Source organism: Tepidibacter hydrothermalis (genome assembly GCF_029542625.1).
Classification (GTDB): domain Bacteria; phylum Bacillota; class Clostridia; order Peptostreptococcales; family Peptostreptococcaceae; genus Tepidibacter_A; species Tepidibacter_A hydrothermalis.
The window spans coordinates 2,071,240-2,094,168 of the sequence record NZ_CP120733.1; the positions used below are offsets into that span (position 1 = coordinate 2,071,240).

20 protein-coding genes and 2 riboswitches are annotated in these 22,929 nt (G+C 25.5%); of the genes, 2 read left to right on the plus strand and 18 right to left on the minus strand.

Features of this window, described 5'->3' with window-relative positions; genetic code table 11:
• Nucleotides 1-46: 46 nt before the first annotated feature.
• The 14 genes from P4S50_RS09555 to P4S50_RS09620 form a co-directional block, all read right to left on the minus strand.
• A complete protein-coding gene (locus P4S50_RS09555; RefSeq protein ID WP_277730553.1) occupies nucleotides 47-217 on the minus strand; it encodes a carbon storage regulator in 171 nt (56 codons plus the stop codon).
• Nucleotides 218-617: 400 nt separating this feature from the next.
• Complete coding sequence (locus tag P4S50_RS09560; protein ID WP_277730554.1) at nucleotides 618-788, minus strand: carbon storage regulator; 171 nt, start codon at nucleotides 786-788, stop codon at nucleotides 618-620.
• A gap of 229 nt (nucleotides 789-1,017) precedes the next feature.
• Entirely contained in the window at nucleotides 1,018-2,943 is a 1,926-nt protein-coding gene (locus P4S50_RS09565; protein ID WP_277730555.1) for an FtsX-like permease family protein, read from the minus strand.
• A gap of 47 nt (nucleotides 2,944-2,990) precedes the next feature.
• Nucleotides 2,991-4,919: an FtsX-like permease family protein gene (locus P4S50_RS09570; RefSeq protein WP_277730556.1), complete on the minus strand. Its 1,929-nt coding sequence runs from the start codon at nucleotides 4,917-4,919 to the stop codon at nucleotides 2,991-2,993.
• A 55-nt stretch (nucleotides 4,920-4,974) separates the two neighbouring features.
• Nucleotides 4,975-6,447 carry an FtsX-like permease family protein gene (locus P4S50_RS09575; RefSeq protein ID WP_277730557.1) on the minus strand — a complete coding sequence of 491 codons (1,473 nt, stop codon included), beginning with the start codon at nucleotides 6,445-6,447 and terminating at the stop codon, nucleotides 4,975-4,977.
• 55 nt (nucleotides 6,448-6,502) lie between these two features.
• Nucleotides 6,503-8,422, minus strand: coding sequence for an FtsX-like permease family protein (locus P4S50_RS09580; protein ID WP_277730558.1), 1,920 nt, complete (start codon nucleotides 8,420-8,422; stop codon nucleotides 6,503-6,505).
• Nucleotides 8,423-8,426: 4 nt separating this feature from the next.
• Entirely contained in the window at nucleotides 8,427-10,175 is a 1,749-nt protein-coding gene (locus P4S50_RS09585; protein WP_277730559.1) for an FtsX-like permease family protein, read from the minus strand.
• A gap of 130 nt (nucleotides 10,176-10,305) precedes the next feature.
• On the minus strand, nucleotides 10,306-11,079 hold the full coding sequence (locus P4S50_RS09590) for an ABC transporter ATP-binding protein (protein ID WP_277730561.1): 774 nt from the start codon (nucleotides 11,077-11,079) through the stop codon (nucleotides 10,306-10,308).
• Between the two features lie 63 nt (nucleotides 11,080-11,142).
• Nucleotides 11,143-12,120: a sensor histidine kinase gene (locus P4S50_RS09595; protein WP_277730562.1), complete on the minus strand. Its 978-nt coding sequence runs from the start codon at nucleotides 12,118-12,120 to the stop codon at nucleotides 11,143-11,145.
• Entirely contained in the window at nucleotides 12,120-12,821 is a 702-nt protein-coding gene (locus P4S50_RS09600) for a response regulator transcription factor (protein WP_277730563.1), read from the minus strand. The genes P4S50_RS09595 and P4S50_RS09600 overlap by 1 nt, the downstream gene beginning before the upstream one ends.
• Before the next feature lie 208 nt (nucleotides 12,822-13,029).
• Nucleotides 13,030-15,051, minus strand: coding sequence for a methyl-accepting chemotaxis protein (locus tag P4S50_RS09605; protein WP_277730564.1), 2,022 nt, complete (start codon nucleotides 15,049-15,051; stop codon nucleotides 13,030-13,032).
• 167 nt (nucleotides 15,052-15,218) lie between these two features.
• Nucleotides 15,219-15,306: riboswitch (cyclic di-GMP riboswitch) on the minus strand.
• A 296-nt stretch (nucleotides 15,307-15,602) separates the two neighbouring features.
• The gene (locus P4S50_RS09610) at nucleotides 15,603-16,505 is read right to left on the minus strand and encodes an HD-GYP domain-containing protein (protein ID WP_277730565.1); all 903 of its coding nucleotides are present in this window, start codon (nucleotides 16,503-16,505) and stop codon (nucleotides 15,603-15,605) included.
• A gap of 336 nt (nucleotides 16,506-16,841) precedes the next feature.
• Nucleotides 16,842-16,929, minus strand: a riboswitch (cyclic di-GMP riboswitch).
• A gap of 413 nt (nucleotides 16,930-17,342) precedes the next feature.
• On the minus strand, nucleotides 17,343-17,750 hold the full coding sequence (locus P4S50_RS09615; protein WP_277730566.1) for a hypothetical protein: 408 nt from the start codon (nucleotides 17,748-17,750) through the stop codon (nucleotides 17,343-17,345).
• A 350-nt stretch (nucleotides 17,751-18,100) separates the two neighbouring features.
• The gene (locus P4S50_RS09620; RefSeq protein WP_277730567.1) at nucleotides 18,101-18,310 is read right to left on the minus strand and encodes a hypothetical protein; all 210 of its coding nucleotides are present in this window, start codon (nucleotides 18,308-18,310) and stop codon (nucleotides 18,101-18,103) included.
• 506 nt (nucleotides 18,311-18,816) lie between these two features.
• Between P4S50_RS09620 and P4S50_RS09625 the strand changes: the two genes are divergently transcribed.
• Nucleotides 18,817-18,996, plus strand: a complete 180-nt coding sequence (locus P4S50_RS09625; RefSeq protein ID WP_277730568.1) for a hypothetical protein — start codon at nucleotides 18,817-18,819, stop codon at nucleotides 18,994-18,996.
• Nucleotides 18,997-19,428: 432 nt separating this feature from the next.
• The gene (locus tag P4S50_RS09630; RefSeq protein WP_277730569.1) at nucleotides 19,429-19,746 is read left to right on the plus strand and encodes a hypothetical protein; all 318 of its coding nucleotides are present in this window, start codon (nucleotides 19,429-19,431) and stop codon (nucleotides 19,744-19,746) included.
• Between the two features lie 57 nt (nucleotides 19,747-19,803).
• Here P4S50_RS09630 and P4S50_RS09635 read toward each other — a convergent pair whose 3' ends face one another.
• The 4 genes from P4S50_RS09635 to P4S50_RS20265 form a co-directional block, all read right to left on the minus strand.
• The gene (locus P4S50_RS09635; RefSeq protein ID WP_277730570.1) at nucleotides 19,804-20,493 is read right to left on the minus strand and encodes a DUF2786 domain-containing protein; all 690 of its coding nucleotides are present in this window, start codon (nucleotides 20,491-20,493) and stop codon (nucleotides 19,804-19,806) included.
• A gap of 271 nt (nucleotides 20,494-20,764) precedes the next feature.
• Nucleotides 20,765-21,850, minus strand: a complete 1,086-nt coding sequence (locus P4S50_RS09640; protein WP_277730571.1) for a GerAB/ArcD/ProY family transporter — start codon at nucleotides 21,848-21,850, stop codon at nucleotides 20,765-20,767.
• A 228-nt stretch (nucleotides 21,851-22,078) separates the two neighbouring features.
• A complete protein-coding gene (locus P4S50_RS09645; protein ID WP_277730572.1) occupies nucleotides 22,079-22,636 on the minus strand; it encodes a hypothetical protein in 558 nt (185 codons plus the stop codon).
• A gap of 64 nt (nucleotides 22,637-22,700) precedes the next feature.
• A complete protein-coding gene (locus P4S50_RS20265; protein ID WP_416390158.1) occupies nucleotides 22,701-22,814 on the minus strand; it encodes a hypothetical protein in 114 nt (37 codons plus the stop codon).
• Between the last annotated feature and the right edge of the window lie 115 nt (nucleotides 22,815-22,929).

Consider the following 22,929-nt stretch of genomic DNA (forward strand, 5'->3'; position numbering starts at 1 on the left):
ACCATTAATATATATTTTCAAAAGTCATTTTGACTTTCAAAGCGAATTAATCATTTACTGCTTGCTTTTTATTCTCTACACCTTCTCTTAATATCGTTACTTCTCTAGGTGCATCGATTGCTACTCTTGTAGTATTTTCTTTTACCTTTACGAATGTTATCTTTACATTGTCACCGATAGTAATTGTTTCACCTGTCTTTATTCCTAGTACAAGCATCTAATCATCCTCCCTGACCTTTCTCCTAATTACCTTTTTAGGTAATAAAAAAAGAGTTAATTCATAATCAGATTTGCGAAAACAAATCTAATTGTGCATTAACTCTTCCTTGAGAATTTGTTTTTAAGTTTTTAATTCAAACAATACATTATCATTCCTTGGATAAAATATCGTTCTACTTTTGTAACATCAGTCTTGTCCTATTTTTAGGACTTGTTTTAATATAATAAAAAAGGATGAGTTAATATCTAGAACAATCTATTAAAATAAATCGATCCACATATTAACTCATCCTTGAGAAATACATATTAATATTCTTTTAAGTTAGATTATTTTACTAACATTCCTTGTTAGCAAAGTTAACCTTAATATTTTTATTAACTATATTAAACCATAAGTGCTATATATTAGTCAAGATATTTTTATCTTGAACTCCTTCTCTCAATATTGTAACTTCTTTAGGTGCATCGATTGCCACCCTTATTGTGTTTTCTTTAACCTTTACAAAATTGATTTTAACATTTTCATTTATAGAAATGAATTCACCTGGTTTTATTCCTAGTACAAGCATTTAACCTTCCTCCTTGAGTATAATTTTTATAAAGCATTCATTTACATATTAATTTCTTAAGTTGTTCTTTATATCTTTATTATAGAATTTATAGGTTATATGAACTATCTATTTTGATTACATTTTCCTTACATTCATGTAATCTTGTATAGTTCTATATAATTATAAAAATAAGCACAGACTACTATATAATCTGTGCTCTCATCTATAATTAAATTTATATTTGTTATTATAAAATAGTTCTTGATAAATCTCGCATATATTTCGAACGAATTATTAAAAAATAAATAAACTGAACTACAAAGAATGCAAATAACACTATAAACAAATGTAAAGTGAAAGATTTTGAAAATACTATTTCTAATGTTTTAATAAAAAAATATGTATGAACACATGCAAGTATATATGGTATAAAAAATATTATACCGATCTGAATAGTCGATGCTTTTTTCATTTCTTCTAATGTTAATCCTATTTTTGAAATATCTTGATATTTTCTCTTTTCTTGGTTTAATGTAATATACAATCTCAGATATAAGAAGCTTCCAGCGACACTTAAAAACATAACTCCAGTAAATAAGGATAGATACAGCAGTATCTTCCAAAACTCTATTTCAAATTCCAACCCCTGAGAGGTTGAATAAAAATAGAATGGATCTCCAGATTGTCTATTAAATTTCTCTGAGAGCTGATGACCAATATATCCTGTCTTTTCCCAATCTGAAACTTTATATATATAATAAGTATTTATTTCACCAGTATTTTTAATTGTTTCGAAGATATAATCATTTACTATTATTGTCTTAAAAAAAAGATGAGCTGGTAATATATTTCCATTAGTCATTCCAACATTATTTAAAATAATATTTCCATTGTTTAGAGACAAAGTTTTACTGTTTAAAAATTCATCTCTTTTAACATCATAATCATATGAGTAAGGTACTAAATAAATTTCATTTTCTTTCAAACTAACTTTTTTCATATTGAAAACAGGTGCAATCTCATTATACTCAGAAAGTTTTATAATATAAATTTCTTGTTTGTCATCTGTAATTTGTTTTGAAATTGTTGATGTATATTTTTTAAACTCAAATCCATCTTTTTTAAGAGAGTCTTCTATCTCTTTAATATGTTTTTGTTCTTTATTATTTCCTGACAATGATAGATAAACAAATGATATTGAACATTTTTTTATTATTTCATCTTTTACTATTGTGTTCATTACATAGAAAGAAGTTATTGAAATAAAAGTTATTGTTAGAATCATAGTAACTAAGAAAAGAACTCGTGCATTATATCTTATACGATACTCTAAATCAGATATCCAAAGAATATTAATTTTTTTCATATAAAATCTTCTTTTATTTTTTAATTTTTCAATTATAAATATACTGAACTGCGTGAAAAAAAAGAAGGTTCCAATAGCTATAATTACAAAAATAAATATAATTTGAACAGCAACAGTTTCACTTAATATATATAAAAAATTATTTATGTATTCTAATTCTCTAAAAGCAGCCATAAAATATCCACTAAACATTAGTGAAATGGATACAATCGACAATGCTTTAGAATATTTTATTTCTATATCTACTCTATTCCTTTCTTTAATTAAAGTATTTATATTTTTTATTCGAAGTAAAAATGGAGTAAGTAATGAAATTATAAAGAACAAAAGAAAATACATTATAACCGTATACATAATTGCTTTTGTAGGAAAATAAAAGGGCAAGAAGCTCATACCTATAATTTTTTCTGATAATAACAATAATAACTTTGTGAAAACCAGACCCACAATTATTCCTGTTATAATTGAAAGAAATCCTATAATAATATTTTCAAGAAATATTAAAAAATGAAATTGTCTTTTAGACATTCCAATAATTGTTAGAACTCCAAATTCTTTTCTTCTTATTTTCAAAAATGTATTTACTGAATAAAATATAAACATAATAGAAAATATAAAAATTACCATTTCCGCATAATCCATTGCCCAACTTAATGAATTCCTATTTGGATATAATATACTTGGATGAAAAATATATATAGCAAATGTAAAAAAAATCATAACTGAAATTGCACTACTTAAATAATAAGCAAAATAAGTTTTAAAGTTTCTTTTTACATTATTTAAAGCAAACTGCCAAAAATTCATTTCTGTCACCTCCTAGTTGCTAAAACACTTCTATTAAAAATTTATTATTATAAAATAGCTCTTGATAATTCTCGTATATGCCTGGATCGAATTATTAAAAAATAAATAAACTGAACTACAAAGAAGGCAAATAGTATTGCACTCATCTGTAACGTAAACGATTTTAAAAAAATTATTTCTAATGTTTTTATAAAAAAGCATGTGTGAATACATGCACATATATATGGCACAAAAATTATTATACCTATCTCAATAGTAGTTGCTAATTTCATTTCTTCAATTGTTATTCCAATCTTTGAAATAGCATAGTATTTTTTCTTTTGTTGATCTAATGATATATAAAATCTTAAGTATAACAAACTTCCAGCTGCACTTAAGAACATAACTCCAGTAAATAAGGATAGATACAGTAATATCTCCCACAGTTCTGTTTCAGTTTCCAATCCATATGAGGCTGCAAAAAAGTAAAATGGATCTCCTACTTGTTTATTAAATTTTCTATAAAGCTGCTGTGCGATACATCCAATTTTTTTCAATTTTGAAATTTTATACGAATAATGAGTATTTATTTCACTAGTATTTTGAATTGTTTTAAATATATAATCATTTACTACAATTGCTCTAAAATGCAAATGAATAGGAAAAATATTTTTTTCTGCTGTTTCAACATTATTTAGTATAATCCTTTCATTATTTAAATAGAAAATTTTACTGGTAACAAATGAATTTGTTTTATTATTATTATAATAATATTTATCTGGTATTAAATATGCTTCATTTTCTTTTAATCTAACATTTTTCATACCTAAAACATCTGCAATCTCATTATACTCAGAAAGTTTCATAATATAAATTTCTTGTTTATCATCAATATCATGTCTCAATATCACTGATGTATTTTTTTTAAACTCAAATCCATCTTTTTTAAGAAAGTCTTCTATTTCTTCAATATGTTGCTGTTCATTTTTATTGCCCGGCAATGATACATAACTAAAGGCTATTGAATACTCTTTTATTCTCTTATCTTTTACTATAGTTTCCATTGCATAAAAAGAAGTTATTGAACTAAATGTTACTGTTAAAAGCATAGTAACTAAAAAAAGTACTCTTGCATTGTATCTTATACGATATGCTAAATCTGATATCCAAAAAATATTGATTTTTTTCATATAAAATCTTCTTTTCTTTTTTAATTTTTCAATTATAAATATGCTAAGCTGTGAGAAAAAAAAGAAAGTTCCAATAGTTATAATTACAAAAAGAAATAAAATTTGAACACCAATAGAATCAGTAATTGTATATAAAAAATCATTTACAGTATCTAATTTTCTAAAGGCAGCCATAAAATATCCAATCACTATGAGTAATATAGATAAAATAGACAATACTTTAGAAAATTTTATTTCTATATCCCCTATAGTAGATTCTTTTAATAGACTATTCACTTTTCTCATTCTTAAAAAAAATGGAATTGTCAATGAACTTATAAAAAACAGTATAAAAAAAGTTATTACAGTTAACATAATTGGTTTTATCGAAAAATAACAACACAGTGTATCTGTACCTATTATTGTTTCTGATAATAATAAAAAGAACTTTGTAAATACCAATCCTATAATTATTCCTGTTACAATTGAAAAAGCTCCAATAATCATATTTATAAAGAAAAATAAAATTTTAAGTTGAGTTTTTGATATACCTAGAATCATCAGAATTCCAATATCTTTCCTTCTTATTTTCAAAATTATATTTGCTGAATAAAATACAAACAGAATTAAAAAAACAAAAATCAGTATTTGTGTATAAACCATACCCCAGCTTAGTGGATCACTGTTTAGATATACTATACTTGGATGAAATACGTATGTAGCAAATATAAAAAAAAACATAACAGAAATTGCACTACTAAAATAATAAGTACAGTAAATCCTAAAATTTCTTTTTATATTATTTAAAGCAAACTGCAAAAAACTCATTTCTGTCACCTCCTCGTAGCTAAACTTTTCTATTTGAAAATTTATTAATATATTATTATATGATGAACCTTGATAAATACTTAATGTATCTTGATCTAATTATCAAAAAATATATAAACTGAATGACAAAAAATATAAATAGTACTGTAAACAACTTTGAAGCTAACCCCTGAAATAATCCAAGCCTTGCAATAAAAAAGCATGTATGAATAGCTGCCATTATATAGGGTGTAAAAAATAATATAGCTATTTGAATAGTAGCTGCTTTCCCCATTTCTTCCGGTGTTAATCCAACTTTCGAAATCCTTATATATTTTTCCTTTTCTTGATTCAAAGTTGCATAAAGTCCAAGGTATAAGAAACTTCCTGCTCCAATAAAAAGTATAACTGCAATAAATATCCATACATAAATCAATTCTCTCCATTCTTTTTTTTCATGTTCAAGTTTATATACAAAAAATGAATTTTTAGGTTCTTTATTAATTTTTTCATATAAAAGTTTTTTAAGTTTAAACCCACCATCATTAAAAGAATCTTCAATAGATTTAATATCTTGTTGCTCTTTATTGTTACCTGATAGAGATGCACAGACAAACGGAATTGGACAAGTCCTAACTATATCATCTTTTACTGTACTATTTATTGCATATAAGGAGACTATTGATGTGAAAGTCACTGTTGAAAGAATAGTTACTAAAAAAAACATTATAGCATTATTTCTAATGTTATATTCCAAATCAGATATCCATATAATATTAACTTTTTTCATATAAAAGCTTTTTCTCTTTTTTAGTATTTCAATTACAAAAATACTAAACTGAGAAAAAAACAAAAACGTGCCAATAGTAATAATAATAACCATAAGTGAAATTTTAAATTTCTTAGAAAAAGCCATTAAGTATCCACTGAATAATAACAAAACAGATAAAATAGACATTATTTTAGAAAATTTTATTTGTTTATCTTTTTTATTTTCTTCCCTGATGAGAGCATTTATTTGTTTTGTTCGAAGTAAAAATGGAATACACAATGAAATTATAAAAAATAAAATACAAAAGTATACTACTGTATATATAATTGCTTTTATAGGCAAATAACAATGTAATGAGTTAGTAATTTTAATTTTTTGTGATGCTAATAGAAAAAACTTCGAAAAAATTCCTCCTAAAATCATTCCCGTTATCACAGCAAGAAAGCATATAGTTAAGTTTTGTAAAAATATTAAAATATCCAATTGTTTTTTTGACATTCCAAGAACCATTAAGACTCCAAATTCTTTACTTTTCACATTTACAAATGTATTTATAGAATACAATATAAATAAAAAAGAAAAAATAAAAATTATTATTTCAGCTATACTCATTAAAGATACTAATGAATTCATATTTGCCTTTATTAAATTTGGGTGAAATCTATATATGAAAAAAGAAAAAACAATCATACTAGCAATAACGCCACTAAAAAAATGAAAAAGGTAAATTTTAGAATTTCTTATTATCCTATTTAAAGCAAACTCCCAAAAACTCATTTCTGTCATCTCCTCATAGCTAAACTTTTCTATTTGAAAATTTATTAGTTTATTATTATATAATGAACCTTGATAAATACTTAATATAACGTGATCGAATTATTAAGAAATACATAAAATGAACTACAAAAAAGCTAAGTAGCACGCCAATCAATTTTAAATCTAATCCTTGAAATAACTCAAACATTTGAAGAAAAAAACACGTGTGTATACTTGCAAATATATATGGTATAAAAAATAGCATAGCTATTTGAATAGTAGCTACTTTTTTCATTTCATCTAATGTTATTCCAATTTTTGAAACCCCCTTATATTTTTCCTTTTGTTGATTTAAATCTGTATAAAATCTACAATACAAAAAACTTCCAGCTGAAATAAAAAGTATAATTGCAATAAAAAAACAAACATAAAACCATACTGTCCAATGTTCTTTTTCATATTTAAATATATGTCCAGCTCCAATAGCAATAAATGATCTGCTATATTTTTTATTGATTTTTTTATAAATATAATCAACAGTATCTCCAGTCTTTTCCCACTCTTCTATCTTGAATCCATAATAATTATTTTTATGCCCATTATTTTCAATAGTTTTAAATGTATTGTCATTTACTACTATTATTGTAGAAAATAAAAAACGCATAAAAATATTTTTATCTGCTGCACCTATACTCCTTAAAATAACCTTTTCATTGTTTAAAGACCATGTTATGTCACTTAAAGGTTTATCTATATCATCAGCAGTTTTATAAGAATACTCTACTATATACGATTCATTTTTATTTAAGTAAATATTTTTCATATTTAAACCAGAAATAAGCTTATTATAGTCTGAAAGCTTTACAATATAAATTTCTTTTTTATCATCAGTTTGTTGTCGTAAAATAATTGCTGTATATTTTTTAAATTTAAATCCTGCCTTATAAAAACACTCTTCAATTGTCTTAATATCCTGTTGTTCTCCCTCATTACCTGGTAACGATAAATAAACAAATTGCATTGGATAATTATTAATTATATTATCATTTACTCCATCATTTATTAAATATAAAATAGATATAGATGTAAAAGTTAGTGTTGAAAGTATAGTAACTAAAAAAAGTGTTATGGAATTTCTTCTCATGCTATAACCTAAATCAGCTATCCATATCATATTAACTTTTTTCATATAAAAGCTTTTCTTCTTCTTTAATATTTCAATTGCAAATATGGTGAACTGAGAAAAAAATAAATATGTTCCTATAATAGCAGTGATTGTAAGGAATAAAATTTGGTTTCTTTTTTTATGAAAAATCACATTCAAAAAATCACTTAAAAACTCAACCCTATTTGAGATAGCTATTAAATATCCAATACACAACAATAAAATTGATAAAACAGACATGAATTTAGAAAACTTTATTTCTCTATCTCCTTCATTCAATTGTCTAAGCAGAAAAATTATTTTTTTTCTTCGAATCAAAACTGGAATACTCAATGAAATTAGTAAAGATAAAATTAAGAATGCTATAATTGTAAATACAATTGCTTTTAAAGGTAAATATAAATACAATGAATCGTTTATCATAATTTTTTCTGATGCTACGAGAAAAAAATTCGAAAAAATCACTCCTAAAATTATACCTATTATGATCGAACCCCACCCTATAATTGAAATTTCTAAAAAAATCAATCTATTAAATTGCTTTTTAGACATCCCAAGAATCATAAAAATTGAAAATTCTTTACTTCTTGCTTTCACAAATACATATAGTGAATAAATAGCAAAGATAAAAGAAAAGATAAAAATGGCAAATTCAGCTATAACTGTTACACAGAATAATAAATTTGTACCTGGCTGGGATAAATTGGGGTGAAATAGATATATGGCAAAGAAAAAGAAAACTATAGTAGAAATAACACAACTTATAAAATAACCTAAATACCTTCTAAAATTTCTTTTCACATTATTTAGAGCCAAGTTATAAAATTTCATTTCCTCACCTCCAATCAGTGAAAATATATCGTGATAAATGTTTAATATATTGCAAGCGTATTATTAAAAAGTATATAAACTGAATAACAAAGAAAATAAATAGTACTGTAAGCACTTTTGAAGATGCCCCTTTGCATAATCCAATTATTTCAATAAAAAAATATGTATGAACACTTGCAATTATATATGATGTAAAAAATAGTATAGCTATTTGAATAGTAGATGCTTTTTTTATTTCTTCTATTGTTACTCCAATTTTTGAAATATTTCTATATTGTTCTTTTTTTTGATTTAAAATCACATAAATTCTAAAATATAAGAAACTTGCTGCTGCAATGAAAAATATAGTCCCTATAAAGAAACATATATAAAACCATAATCTCAAAGCTTCTTTTTCATTTTCAAATATAGATGCAGCTCCTATAAAAACAAATGGATTATCATTTGGAAAAACGAATAAATTATTATCTGGCGTATACAATTTTTCATAAATATAATCACCAATACCCGCTGTCTTTTCCCAATCTTGAACTTGAAATCCATAATAAGTATTTTTGTTGCCAATATGCTCAATAGTGTTAAATGTATTATCCTTTACTACTATTAATCTATTAGATAAAAAACACTCAAAAATATTTTTATCTGCTATGCCTATTCTTGTTAAAATAATATTTCTATTGTTTAAAAAAAAGCTTTCACTTCTTGAAAGCTTATCTATATTTCCCTCAGATTTATATGGCAATTGTAATATATAAGCCTCATTTTCTTTTAATCTAATATTTTTCATATTTAAAGCAGTGGCGATATGATTATACTCTGAAAGCTTTATAATATAATTTCCTTCTTTGTCATGGATTTGCTGATGTAAAATAACTGCTGTATATTTTTTAAACTTAAATCCATCATTATTGAGATAATCTTCAATAATTTTAATATGTTGCCGTTCTTTATTGTTTCCTGGTAATGATAAATAAGCAAACTGCATTGGATAATCACTAACTACATCATCTTTTATTGTAAATTTTGCTGCATATAAAGTACCTATTGATGTAAAAGTTACTGTTAAAAGAATACCTACTAAAAAAATCACTCTCACATTAATTTTTCTACTATATGATAAGTTAGATATCCACATCATATTTACTTTATTCATATAAAAGTTTCTTCTCTTTTTTAACATTTCAATTACAATAATACTGGACTGAGAAAAAAATAAGAACGATCCAATAGTAGTAATACCCATAATAAATAAAATTTGATTACTAAATTTATTAAAAAGCTTATATACAAAACCTAACATTAAAATCGATAAAATAAATATCGTTTTACAGAACTTCATTTCTTCATATATTGTACTAGAATCTCTAAGTAAGTCATTTATTTCCTTTGTACGAAGTAATAATGGGATACATAAGGAAATTATTAAAAATAAAATACAAAAAGATATAATTGTAAATAAAATTGCTTTTATAGGAAAATAAAAATCTAATGGCCCTATAGCTATTATTTTTTCTGATATTATTAGAAAAAACTTCAAAAAAACCAATCCTATTATTATTCCTGTTGTAAGTGAAAGGAAACCTATAATTATATTTTCTAGAACTATTAGTCTATTAAATTGTTTTTTAGACATTCCAAGAATTATTAAAACTCCAAATTCCTTATATCTTACTTTCACAAATATACTTGCGGAATACAGTATAAAAAGAAAAGAAGATATAAAAATAACTATTTCACCTGTAATGATTGTCATATATACGCCCTCACTACCTAACTCCCATAACTTAGGATGAAAGATATTTATAGCAAAAAGAAAAAAAAACATAATAGAAACAGCGCTGCTTAAAAAATGAGCAAGATATGCTTTAAAATTTCTTGTTATATTATTTAATGCGAACTGCCGAAAATTCATTATTTTCTCCTCCGAGCAGTGACAATACATCTATAATATTCTGATAAAATTTTTCTCTACTGTCTCCTCTATGAATCTCATTAAATAGTTCACCATCTTTAATAAAAATAACTCTATTACAATAACTTGCGGCCAAAGGGTCATGAGTTACCATCATGATCGTTGCTCCATTATTCCTATTGATATTTTCAAACAATTCCATAACATTCTTTGAAGATCTGGAATCTAAATTTCCTGTTGGCTCATCCGAAAGCAGAATGGATGGTGAGTGAATAATAGCACGAGCAATAGCTGCATGTTGAGCTTGTCCCCCTGAAACTTCAAATATTCTTTTGTTTAATATTTCTTTAATCCCGAGTTGTTGTGCTACTTCATTTAATCTTTCGTCCATATAAGATACTTTATGTCCATCTAAAGTTAATGGAAGTACTATATTTTCCCCAATAGTTAAGGTATCCATTAAGTTAAAGTCTTGAAATACAAATCCAAGTTCTCTTCGTCTAAATAGTGCTAGTTTAGAATATTTAAGAGTATGTGGATTTTTATTATTTAATAATATTTCACCTGATGTTGGTGAATCAATAGTAGAAATTACATTTAATAAGGTAGTTTTTCCACTTCCTGATGGGCCCATTATCCCTACAAAATCTCCCTTTTCAACTGTTAGATTAATATCATTCAACGCACGAAAAGGAACTTTACCTTCATATATTTTATAAACATTCTTTACCTTTAAAATTTCCATATAACAATATCCTTTCTGTCATTCATCATTAGTCTTTTATAAACATTACATCAGTGTAATACTTTAAAATATTATTCTTACTATCGTACCTACGTCCACCTCGGATTCTAGCTCAACTCTATGTTGAAGTCTTTTGCATGACTGCCTTACAAGGTATAATCCCATTCCAGTAGATTCACCAAATCTTCTTCCATTTTCACCAGTATAAAATGCCTCATATACTCTTTTTATATCTTTTTTAGGAATACCTACTCCCTGATCTTTGACTTCTAATATAATATTTTTATTTTGTTTATAAGCTTGAACTGTAATTTTTTTGTTTCTTTCACCAGAATATTTAATCGCATTTGTTAGCAACTGTTGAAGTATAAATATCAACCATTTGCTATCTGACTGTATTAAAACTTTATCCTTAATTAATATTTGAGGAAAAATGCCCTTACTAATAAACAATCCTTTTAATTCATTAATAGCTTTTGTAACTACAGTTCTCAAGTCTATTGTTTCAACATAAAAATCATTTTGAAAAGAATCAAGTCTTGCCATATATAGTGCCATATTTAAGCCTCTGTTAAGACTATCAATTTCTTGTTGTATATTTGCCATATACGGTTCATATTCATTTTCCTGAGCAACAAGCTGTATTGCAGATAATGGTGTTTTCATATGATGAACCCACTGATTAATAAATACCAAGTGCTCTTTTTGCTTTCTATCGTAATTATGTATTTGTTCTTGAAATAAACTAAACTGATTTTTCAGTAGTTTATTCAACGCTTCATCAAGACACGAATTTCCTATGTCCGCTATAGGTGTCTCTAAACTAGAAGACAATTCACTTAATTTCTTATAAAATCTTCTATTTGTAAAATATCTATATACTGAATAACAAATTAAAAGAAATAAACTTACAAACAGAAAGTAAAGCAGATTTTCACTTTTCTCAAATCCACCGATAAAGTAATACATTATAACTAAGAAAAACATATTTGAAAAGTATAAAACAAACAAAGCTAGCTGTTCTTTAAAAAAAAGCTTCATTATTCATTCCTCCAAGTTATATTTAATCTATATCCTATTCCTCTTACTGGTTCTATTGCATTTTCAATACTCAGTTCTATCAATCTTTTTCTTAATCGAGTAACATTTACATTTAAAGTGTTTTCTTCTACAAAATTTATATCATCCCATAATTTATTTAAAAGTATTTCACGACTAACAACATTTGGGTACTTTTTCATAAATACTTCTGCTAAAATCGCTTCTTTCTTCGTAAGTATGATTTTATTTTTATTAAATGTTATTTCTAGTCTTTCGGGATATAAAATTAATCCATTTAGCTCAATTTTTCTTTCTTGTATTGGTGTTACATATATACCATAACAGCGCCTTATATGACTTTTTATTTTTGCAATTACTATTTCATAAAAAAATGGTTTTGTTATATAATCATCTGCTCCATTTTCTAACGCCATAATTTGATCCATCTTTCCCTCACGGGCAGTAATAAATATAATGGGACATGTGGATATTTTTCTAATTTCTTTACACCAAACATATCCATCATATTTAGGAAGATTAATATCAATTAACACAAGGTGAGGCTGAAACTCATGATAATTCAGCATAACATTTTCAAAATTATCTACTATCATACTTTCATAACCGTATTTTTCTATATGTGATGATAGTAGCTCAGCAATAGATATATCATCTTCTATAATCATAATTCTGTATTTCATAAATTACTATTCCTTCCTTGGATTATCATACCTATTTTTCAAATTATCTTTTCATAAATATTTATAGTAATAAATTTATCGGTAATTTTTATAATTTCATTAGTAAATACTACACATAATCCTTATTTATTCTAAAAATATGTAATAAAAAACCACGACATAATATTCGTGGTTTTGAACTTCGCTTAAGTTGTACTGTAATTAGAGGTTAATTCAACTTGAATACCTGTATAATTTCTTCAAGTTCTCTTGACATATTTGCTAATTCTTCTACAGATCTAGTTATTTCTTCTATAGTTGCAGATTGTTCTTCACTTGAAGCTGCTACTTCTTCTGTATTTGATGCAGATTCTTCTGAAATAGTCTCTATTTCATCTACTAAATTAACAATATTCTCTGTAGTTTTATTTACTTCTAATATGTTTTTATTTGCTATATCTAATTTATTTTTTGTTAAATCAAATCCTTGTATTATCTCTTTTAAAGAAATTCCTACTTCTTTTACAACTACTTCCCCTTTTTCAGCTTCTTTATTACCTTCTTCTATTGATACAATAGCTTTTTTAGTATTTTCTTGAGTTTTATCTATTAATTTTTTTATATTATCTGATGATTTAATTGACTCTTCAGCAAGCTTTCTTATTTCATCAGCTACTACTGCAAATCCTCTTCCAGACTCACCTGCTCTAGCAGCTTCAATCGCTGCATTGAGTGCAAGTAAATTGGTTTGATCTGCTATATTATTTATAACTTGCACTATATTTCCTATTTCATCAGATGTTTTTCCGAATTCATGCATTATATTAGATGTATAATTCACACTATCTTTAATTGCATTCATCTGCTTTATCATACTATTCATTTTTTCTCTACCATCTGATGCTAATTTACTTGTATTATCTGCATTATCTACTACATCATTAATTTCATCATTAATTTTTTCTATATTATGTGCTACTTCTTTTATATTATTTGAAACTAGTGTTGCTGATTTAACTTGTTTTTCTGCTCCATCTGCTACATCCTGAGTTGATATAGCTATTTGCTCTGAAACTGTTGAAGCCTGCTCAGCTGCTGAAAATAGTTCCTGAGAGTATGACGATACATTTAATGCAACATCTTGAATTTTGCTTGTTATATTTCTTAAATTATTTATCATTTTATTAAAGCTATCTGCCAATATTCCTACTTCATCTTTACTTTTAATATCTATATCTTGTGTTAAATCTCCATTTGAAACTTTATTTGCTACTTCTACGAATTCTTTTAATGGATTTGTTATCTTTTTTATTAATAATGCTAGTATAATTCCTCCAACTATAAAAGAAATAATAGCTATGATTATAGTTTTTACTAAGAGAATTTTTATTGCATTATTTATCTGTTTCATAGATAGTCCTATATCTACAGCTCCTATATGTGTTCCATCTTCATACAATGGAACCAACACATCATAAACTTCTTGTCCTTGATAATCATATTTTGATGCATACTCCTTACCTTTAACAGCTGCGGTTTTACTTCCTTCATCAGTCAAATCTATTCCTATTCTATCTTTATTACTATGAGCGACTGCTTTTAAATTCTTATCTATTACAAGAGCAAATACAATACCTTCTTTTTCTGCTATTTTCTCAACTTTTCTTTGAATATTCATTGATGATTTTAGTTCTTGTATTTTATTTCCTGATATCCCCACTTGAACAAAACCACCATTTTCTAAAGCTATCGCTCCATATTTGTAATAGTCATCTGAATCCTGACTTTTTCTTACTTCTTCAATTACTTCTTTTTCTTTACCTTTTAGTATAGCTTGTACAGCATGATCTTCTGGATAGTAAGTTCCTACATATTCTTCAAAATTTGAATATAATGTTAATCCTTTTGAATCAGCTATACTTATCTCTGATACTCCTGTAAGTTCTGATATTTTTACTAAAACTTCATTAGACATATTAGGATTTTGACCTATCATTTCACCTACAGTTTTTATTTTATCTCCTAAAAGATATTCCATCTGATTTAAAGCTATCTTACTAGTTTCCATTTCATTAGCCATTTCTTTGACTAATTCCATTCCTATTTTTTCCGTCTCTTTTATCATTTCTTTTTTTATACTACTTAAAGAAACTCCAGCTAATATTGATATTGTTGCTAAAAATACAATTAAAGTTGTTGTTATAATTTTAAATGATATAGAATTATTTCTAAATTTTAATATTTTCTTCATACGTCATTCCTCCAATATCATAGATTTGTTAAATGCAATTTTCCCTTTTAGATTTTTAGTTATTACTTCTATCTTTTTAAAAAAATAAAAGTTAGTTAATAAAAAAACAAAAGATGCCTACGAATAATAGACACCTTTGCTTTAACACTTTTTTATATAATATATGTTTCGGCAAACTGGCAATCATAGGATTTATAATCCCTTAGACCCATGTCTTTGCGTCCTTATCTTTCGATAAGTTTGCTAGTATCGTTTATATATTTGCTTTTCATTGTAAAATCGGGACTTCATACCTAGATTATACTACACTTCGACATAACCGTCTATATTTTTATGCATTTTTAAATATTAATTATATATATATTTTATTTTTAATTTACGCAACTAAAAATCATATATAAAAAATAATATATACTCATAAATTAATAATATATTTTGGTGAAATTTATATATCTAGGATTGAAGTACTGATATTAGAAATGAATTTATCAGAAATAAGATTTTTGCATTTTACTTATATTGTAAAGGAATTTCAATATGTATAATATTAGTTACAATGAACTAGGTTTACATTGTTCTATTTTTGTTATGTCTATGTTCATAAATGTATCAAGAATTTCTGAGTCTAATTGCGTTCCAGAAACATCGTTCATAATTTTTATTGCTTCTTCATAGGTTTTACCTTTTCTATACACTCTATCTGTAACTAATGCTGAAAAGCAATCTGCAATACCTATAATCTTAGACTCTATTGGAATATCATTACCTTTTATCCCAAAGTATCCGTTACCATCTATATGTTCATGATGATAATATACCCAATCACTTATTTTTGCAAAAAGAACATTTGCTTTGATAATATTTTTTCCCATTATAGGATGAGTCTTCATAGTTTCATATTCTTCATAAGTTAATTTACCTTTTTTTTGAAGTATATGTTCTGGAATTCCTATTTTCCCTATATCATGCAAGTACCCTGCATATTTTAACATATCTTTATTTATTTTCATACTATAAAGTTTAGGTAAATGTTCATATATACATATGCAAAGATTAGCAACATGTTGTGAATGCCCTCTAGTATAAGGATCTCTAGCTTCAATTGTATTGACTAAAGCTTTAACTGTATCAAAACTATATATTTTATGTCCAATTTCACTCAGTCTAATTTGTACTATTATTACACTAAAAACAAAAACTGATCCCCCTAAAAATATAACTGCAATTAGCAAATTTTTAATATAAATATGATTGATAACAAATCCAGCTACTACTATATACCCCACAAAGAAAATTATCATCATCATTAGATTAAACTTAATCAATAAAGATATTTTTATTGTTTTATTATTAAAAAATAGAGAATGTTTTAATACCTTTCTATATTGTATTATATTGATTAACATTATCACTGAACTAAATAAAATAATAAAGCATATTTTATTGTCTATCATATATTACACCTCCTTAACTCCATTTGAACATTATAATTTTCATTTATAAAAAATTCGCTTCATGCTAATGTATAGCTTTTGTCTTCAACGATACCTAATGGTTTGCGTTGCTCAAAAATAATCCATGCTTATGTTTTTTAATCAATGTTATACATAATTTTAAAATTATATAATTTTTTGTAAAACAAAAAAATATTACAGCTCCTATAAAACAACAGATGCCATAATATTTTTATAATATTACATAATTTTTTACTCAGCTCAATAACAAATTATAATATAACCTTAATTCTGTTATATTGCAACTTGTTATTGTACATATGAATAAAAACATATTTTGGCAACCTGGCAATCATAGGATTATTAATCCCTTAGACCCATAGCTTTGCGACTCTACTTTTCAATAGATGTGCCTTTTTCAAATCACTATTAAATTTTCCGCAAAATATTTTCGCAATAATGAAATTATATCAGTATTTGTATTTTTTTGTCAATAAACAAAATTTTTTTAGCTTCTACTTATTAAGAATTTTTTAATGTTTCATATTATTCCGTATAGAATGTGTTTTTATTCCACCATATTAATACTTTCTTTTGCTTATCTCTAAACGATTTAAATTTAATATATATTATTTCCTGAGAAATATTTATCTTTTCTTAATTTTGCGAATATTCATTCCAGCTATAACTACTAAATTTTTCATTATTAACTAAAAAAAAGCTGGTTTTAAGCATATCTTAAACCAGCCTTTTTTTATGTATTTTAAAGATAAAAAACTACTTTTCTGAAGTTCATACACTTTAATTTATACCCTTTAGAAATGTAAAGGTATATTTTCAAAATCCTTGTTCCCTTAACCACTCTTCTGCTGCTTGTAAAGTATTTACAATTTTAGGTTCCAAATTATTTTTAACTTCTTCTAAGTGCTCTCTTTTTTCGACATGTCCACCTACTACTAAAACTACTTTTGCTAAATTATTTTGTGCAAGCCATTCATTATGTTTTTTTATTTCTTCTTCTATCAAAGAAATTTTATAGTACACAGCATTATTACATATAGCAAAGCGTTCTCCTTTTAACAAAGGTATAACTTTTTCTTTATATAATTTATGAAAAAGCTCAAAATCATCTTTTTGCCATATACCAGAAGGCTTTTCATATACTATATTTTTTTTTGTATCTACCATTATATAGCTATGTCCATTTAAAAAATCCAGATAAAATTCTTTTATATTATTTTTCATTCCCTATTCACCTTATAACTTTTATATTTTTTTATTATTATATTTTATTATATTTTGTGAAATATATAAACTATTTTTTATATATTACTAAATATTTTACCTTTTTCAAAAAAATAAAAAGCCATAGCAACTAATCAATACTCTCCCTTCAATCTCTTCAAATCAATCAATTCTCATATATATTCAAAAGCCTCACCTTCTTAATTATTAAATACAATCCTCAGGGTATGTTGTATGTAACTCTGTTATATAAAATATACTACTTACATTATCATTAGTGTATTTTTATTTATATATGTATTTTTTTATTCATGGCAATAATCTAAATATATGAAAGAGTTCTTAATAAGCTACCTCCTTTTATAATTATCTCTATTTTTTTTCATCATACTCAAAGTTTCCAGCAAACACTCTGCTTGTGTTCCATGATTGTTTATATAATGATCTACCATTTGTTCTAAATACTCTAATTCATCATCATCTAAAGTACTAGCATTATTTATTAAGTTGGAAATCCCACTAAATATAGAAAATTTTCCTCCTGCATTTACATCTTTCATTCCAATACCTCCTATATTTATTATATATAGTAGTATTGACTTGTTTAAGGTATTAATTCATGAACTTCATATAACTCACTATACATTATTTGTTTAGCATTTACATTCCAGTAAATGAAACCAATACTAACGCTTACTACAATAGCAGCCATTATCTATATATTTCTTTTAAAACCATATGTAATACCATTCCTTTCATAATACTTTCTAACCTAAAATAAATAAGCTCCAATAGTTAAAATTGATTTGCTTGTATTTTTTTACAACTTTAATTTTTTTCACCATTCTATTTGAAATACATACTATATTTTAGTGTTGTATAGCATAAAATAATCAGTCTGACATCAGAATTATTACACTCATTAATAATGCAACGCTTATTTTTTAGTTAATTATATATTTTCAATGTATTCTTTGTGTGTCTATTATTTAATGTTCTATTTTGTATTCCTATTGCATATATTTATTTTTATATTAATTTCATATTGATAAGGGGGCATTTAAAAATGAAAAAGATAGTATTTTATAAAAAATACGATGTAAAAGAAAATCTAATTAAATACGAATGTAAAACTATAAATGAATTAGAAGATGCATTAGCTAAAGAATTAAGAAAAAAATATAAGACAGAAACTATAAATATATACAAAAACAATAATACGATGATTATTGAGATTATAGAATAATATTTTTTCAAAAGAAAAAAAGAGATAGTCTTATGACTATAATCCAATTAAAAGCTTCATCTATTTTTTAGAGTCTATTGGTTATTCTCCATTTCTTCAATTTGAAAGACTAAAATTCTGCTACCATTCCCAGTATACTTACTCCTAGACCCTATCTTTTTATATAGGTCAACCTTCCCGTTAAAAATAACACCTTTGTATGGTGTTATTTTTTATTTCCCAAGAAATACATTTCTTAATTTTCTGATTCTTTCCAGTTGTTAATATAGTTAAATTTTCTCTTATATTTGTTAACTTTCCTTGTCTTTTTACTTGCCATGGCATACTAATCTTTTGCATTAATACTATCTAGTAAAATGACACCACCCTATTGATAATTCTTTTTATTAATGGTATTATTTGGTTATAACTTTTGTATAAAGGAGAATCCATATGAATAATAAATTTTTAAGATTCAAACCAGATAATGCTTTTAACCTAATAGAAAATTTATTTGATATAGGAATTTTTTTCTTAATCCCTCCTAGTTTTTTTATAGGAAAGTTTATTGCAATAACTTTTCCTGCTACAGTTAAAGTTCCATCTCAAAATCCAGGATACTTTACTTTCACATCCAAACCTAATATTTTCTTAGGATTCATTGGTTCTTTAGTAAGTTTCTATTTATTTTTGATATTATGGAAAATCACTTGTCAACTTGTGTACATAATTTTTAGAGCTTTAGAAAAATATATAGAATCAAAAGATTAATTTTGACTAATCTATAATTTCTATTCATTTTTAATTACTCAATTTACCGATATATTATTAATCATTTAACTCAAGTATTTGTTCTTCTCCCTCTGCAATTTTATCAGTTATGCTGAATTTTTCTCCATCTTCCACACCTTGCTTATAGACTTGGTTAAATCCCTTAAAATTTGTACCAGTATTTATACTTCCCTTAAATTTCATATCGTTATATCTATCAATTACAGCTTGATCTTTAACTAGTACTAGACGCCATTCTTGATTAGATATTTTTTGTTTTTCAAATGCAGTTTCTAACCCATCTATGAATCCTAGAGCATAATCATTTTCTAATCCTTTAGTTGTATTATATTTCTTATAATATTGTGGTCTTAGCTTTTTTACAGTATTATTTATACAATCAATAGCATACTCTAAAACAATAGTGCATACTGTTACATCTTCATCTTTTCCCATAAAAGCAACTGTATTTTTTCTTCTTGTTTTAAAATAACTATAACATCCAAAATTTTCTGCTATAACGTAAGCTAATCTACCTTTCCATTTTGCTTTAGTAAAACTTACATTTGTCTTATTCTCTATTACATTTATTTTTGTATTTTTATATTCCTTAATTTCTTTAATCGAAAGTTTATGTTTTATTAAAAGCTCTTGAGCTTTAATTAATGCTGACTTGGCTTCATGTTCATTTGAGCTTTCACTTAAAGCAAATAGTTTCTTAATTTTACTAATTATCTTATTCTTCATTTTCTCACCTCTCTCTTATTTTATCATTTTATTTTTGTGAATATATGAAAATTTATCGTTACTAAGATTACTACTTATAAGAGAATGGCCTTTGATATTTTCTTCTTTTGTAAACAACTTAACTTCTTAGTTCTTAATTACTTTTTTCATACTATGTATATAAATATTAAAATTATTATTGTTTTAAAAAAATAGTTAGAGATAAAAAATAGCATCTGGTTGGAGCTTAAACATGTCACCTTCGTCTATATAACTTACTGTCTTAATATAATTACGTTTTTATTGGTTTATTTTTTATTTCGATCAGAATCCATATAACAATAGGTATAATTACCTCAAAAGGAAAAGAATAATATCTCCATATTGCAGCAGTCCATTCCCCTAAATCTTTAATATTTTCATGCATTAAACAGGATAAATTCAGCATTAATAATGTAATAGGAGTTATTATAAATCTATAATCATCCAGTTCAAATACTTTTGCAACTCCTTTACATGCACCTAATAAACATATACTTATTTTGATAAATCCACCCATAAAAAAAACTATAGATATAAGAACTTCCATCCTTTGCAAAAAATACCCAATATCTATTCTACTAACAGCCTTATATGCAGGAAAATAAAATGATGCATATGAATCTACTCCTATAGCTAATATTGATGATAATGTAGTTATAAGTACTAAGACCCCTCCATTGATTAATCCTATTGCATAAACTCTATACGATGATTTTTTATGTTTTAATGATGAAAAAATAAAACAAAACACAACTGTCTCAGCAAACGGAAACGAAAATACTCCAAACGCTCCTTGTATAACAGGTTTGACACCATTGTATAGTATTGGTTCCATATTATTAATACTATAATTCGGAATTAATAATGATACAAAAACAATTGATGATACTATAACTACCCAGACACTAACTTCTCCCCATCTACCTAGTACCTCTATACCTTCCTTAGTTATCCAAGAGCATAAAAAGATAATACATATCATAAGCACAATTTTTGGAGTTGCAGTTATTGAAGTAATAGTAGGAAAGTCACCAAAATCTGTTAAAACCAATGTTCCTAAATGAATAGTAAACCAGACATATAACAAACTAATAATTTTCCCGAAGAACTTACCAAATGCCAGTTCTAAAATGTCAAATAAATCTCTTCCTCTATGAATCGAAAGTATCCTAGAATACAGCATCAATAAAGGAAATACACTTAGAATTGATAATAAAATAGCTAGCCATGCATCTTGTTGTGCTTCTACTCCTATTCCAAATAAAAAAGTGCTTCCTCCTATGAACAAGATGATAAGAGATATTGCTTGCTTATCAGAAATAACTTCTTTATTCATCACATATTCCTCCAAGAAAGTTTTTAATTATTATTTGCTATATTTACTTAAATATTCGATACTATCCATTATATAAATCGTTGCTTATTTTCATCTTCAAGCGCTTCTTTAGTGATTTTATTAATTATTCAACTGCTTTAAATAAAAAAACACCGTAAAATCCATTTCTGAATAATACGGTGTTTCAATTAATTTTTAGTTAGCTACAATTTTACTTAAACTTGCCTTCTACGATACAGCCTTAAGTTCTTTTCTTTTTTCCATTTCCATCAGAAACTTTAAATCGTCATCCTCCTCATACTTTTTATATCGTGCTTTTATGGGTTCATACAAAAAAGTATCTTTTTTGTGAGCATCTATCAATTCTTCTCTTGATACATATTTATACTTTTTCGCTTTATCCTCTTTATACAAAATAAAGTTTTCAATTTGATGCATTGTATAATTTTTATTTTGATATGTATACATAGTAGATACAACATCATTCTCCACACTAAAATACTCTTCATAAATATAAAATTCTGGCTCTAAAGATGATTCACCAGATTTTATTAATGTTTTCTTCCTATTTTTCATTTCATATATAGAATATTTATATCCGCTTGGATCTGGAAAAGTCATCTCTATACTTCCGTCAAAATAAAAATGTTCCCCTGTAGTTGTTTTTATGTGTATATGATCACTTTCTCCCCAAGGAACTAGAAGAATTAAGATTTCAGGAAAACACATGATAGTTAGTATAGCCAATGCTACACTCGCCCCTAAAAATACAGCCAATTTTTTCATATCCAATTTCCTCCATTGTCCTATCTTCATATATCTATAAACTTAATTGACCCATGATATTTTATCATTCATCCAATTCTTTTTCAATATAGTTGTTTTTTATAACTTCTACTCCAAGTTGATTATTATCATTTTTCCCCCAAGACCACAATGTACCATCTTTTTTTATTCCTAATATTCCATTATCAAATGTAAATTTTTAATATACTAAACCTAAATTTTTTTATGTGTACAATCATATTTGTTTTACTATAATATAGAATATCTTAATACTGATTGTATATCTGTGCAAT

What these genes read in the sequence shown, in the direction of transcription:
- P4S50_RS09555 (WP_277730553.1), bottom strand. Translation starts at nt 217, where the DNA reads ATGCTTGTACTAGGAATAAAGACAGGTGAAACAATTACTATCGGTGAC.
- P4S50_RS09560 (WP_277730554.1), bottom strand. Translation starts at nt 788, where the DNA reads ATGCTTGTACTAGGAATAAAACCAGGTGAATTCATTTCTATAAATGAA.
- P4S50_RS09565 (WP_277730555.1), bottom strand. Translation starts at nt 2,943, where the DNA reads ATGAATTTTTGGCAGTTTGCTTTAAATAATGTAAAAAGAAACTTTAAA.
- P4S50_RS09570 (WP_277730556.1), bottom strand. Translation starts at nt 4,919, where the DNA reads ATGAGTTTTTTGCAGTTTGCTTTAAATAATATAAAAAGAAATTTTAGG.
- P4S50_RS09575 (WP_277730557.1), bottom strand. Translation starts at nt 6,447, where the DNA reads ATGAGTTTTTGGGAGTTTGCTTTAAATAGGATAATAAGAAATTCTAAA.
- P4S50_RS09580 (WP_277730558.1), bottom strand. Translation starts at nt 8,422, where the DNA reads ATGAAATTTTATAACTTGGCTCTAAATAATGTGAAAAGAAATTTTAGA.
- P4S50_RS09585 (WP_277730559.1), bottom strand. Translation starts at nt 10,175, where the DNA reads ATGACAATCATTACAGGTGAAATAGTTATTTTTATATCTTCTTTTCTT.
- P4S50_RS09590 (WP_277730561.1), bottom strand. Translation starts at nt 11,079, where the DNA reads ATGGAAATTTTAAAGGTAAAGAATGTTTATAAAATATATGAAGGTAAA.
- P4S50_RS09595 (WP_277730562.1), bottom strand. Translation starts at nt 12,120, where the DNA reads ATGAAGCTTTTTTTTAAAGAACAGCTAGCTTTGTTTGTTTTATACTTT.
- P4S50_RS09600 (WP_277730563.1), bottom strand. Translation starts at nt 12,821, where the DNA reads ATGAAATACAGAATTATGATTATAGAAGATGATATATCTATTGCTGAG.
- P4S50_RS09605 (WP_277730564.1), bottom strand. Translation starts at nt 15,051, where the DNA reads ATGAAGAAAATATTAAAATTTAGAAATAATTCTATATCATTTAAAATT.
- P4S50_RS09610 (WP_277730565.1), bottom strand. Translation starts at nt 16,505, where the DNA reads ATGATAGACAATAAAATATGCTTTATTATTTTATTTAGTTCAGTGATA.
- P4S50_RS09615 (WP_277730566.1), bottom strand. Translation starts at nt 17,750, where the DNA reads ATGAAAAATAATATAAAAGAATTTTATCTGGATTTTTTAAATGGACAT.
- P4S50_RS09620 (WP_277730567.1), bottom strand. Translation starts at nt 18,310, where the DNA reads ATGAAAGATGTAAATGCAGGAGGAAAATTTTCTATATTTAGTGGGATT.
- P4S50_RS09625 (WP_277730568.1), top strand. Translation starts at nt 18,817, where the DNA reads ATGAAAAAGATAGTATTTTATAAAAAATACGATGTAAAAGAAAATCTA.
- P4S50_RS09630 (WP_277730569.1), top strand. Translation starts at nt 19,429, where the DNA reads ATGAATAATAAATTTTTAAGATTCAAACCAGATAATGCTTTTAACCTA.
- P4S50_RS09635 (WP_277730570.1), bottom strand. Translation starts at nt 20,493, where the DNA reads ATGAAGAATAAGATAATTAGTAAAATTAAGAAACTATTTGCTTTAAGT.
- P4S50_RS09640 (WP_277730571.1), bottom strand. Translation starts at nt 21,850, where the DNA reads ATGAATAAAGAAGTTATTTCTGATAAGCAAGCAATATCTCTTATCATC.
- P4S50_RS09645 (WP_277730572.1), bottom strand. Translation starts at nt 22,636, where the DNA reads ATGAAAAAATTGGCTGTATTTTTAGGGGCGAGTGTAGCATTGGCTATA.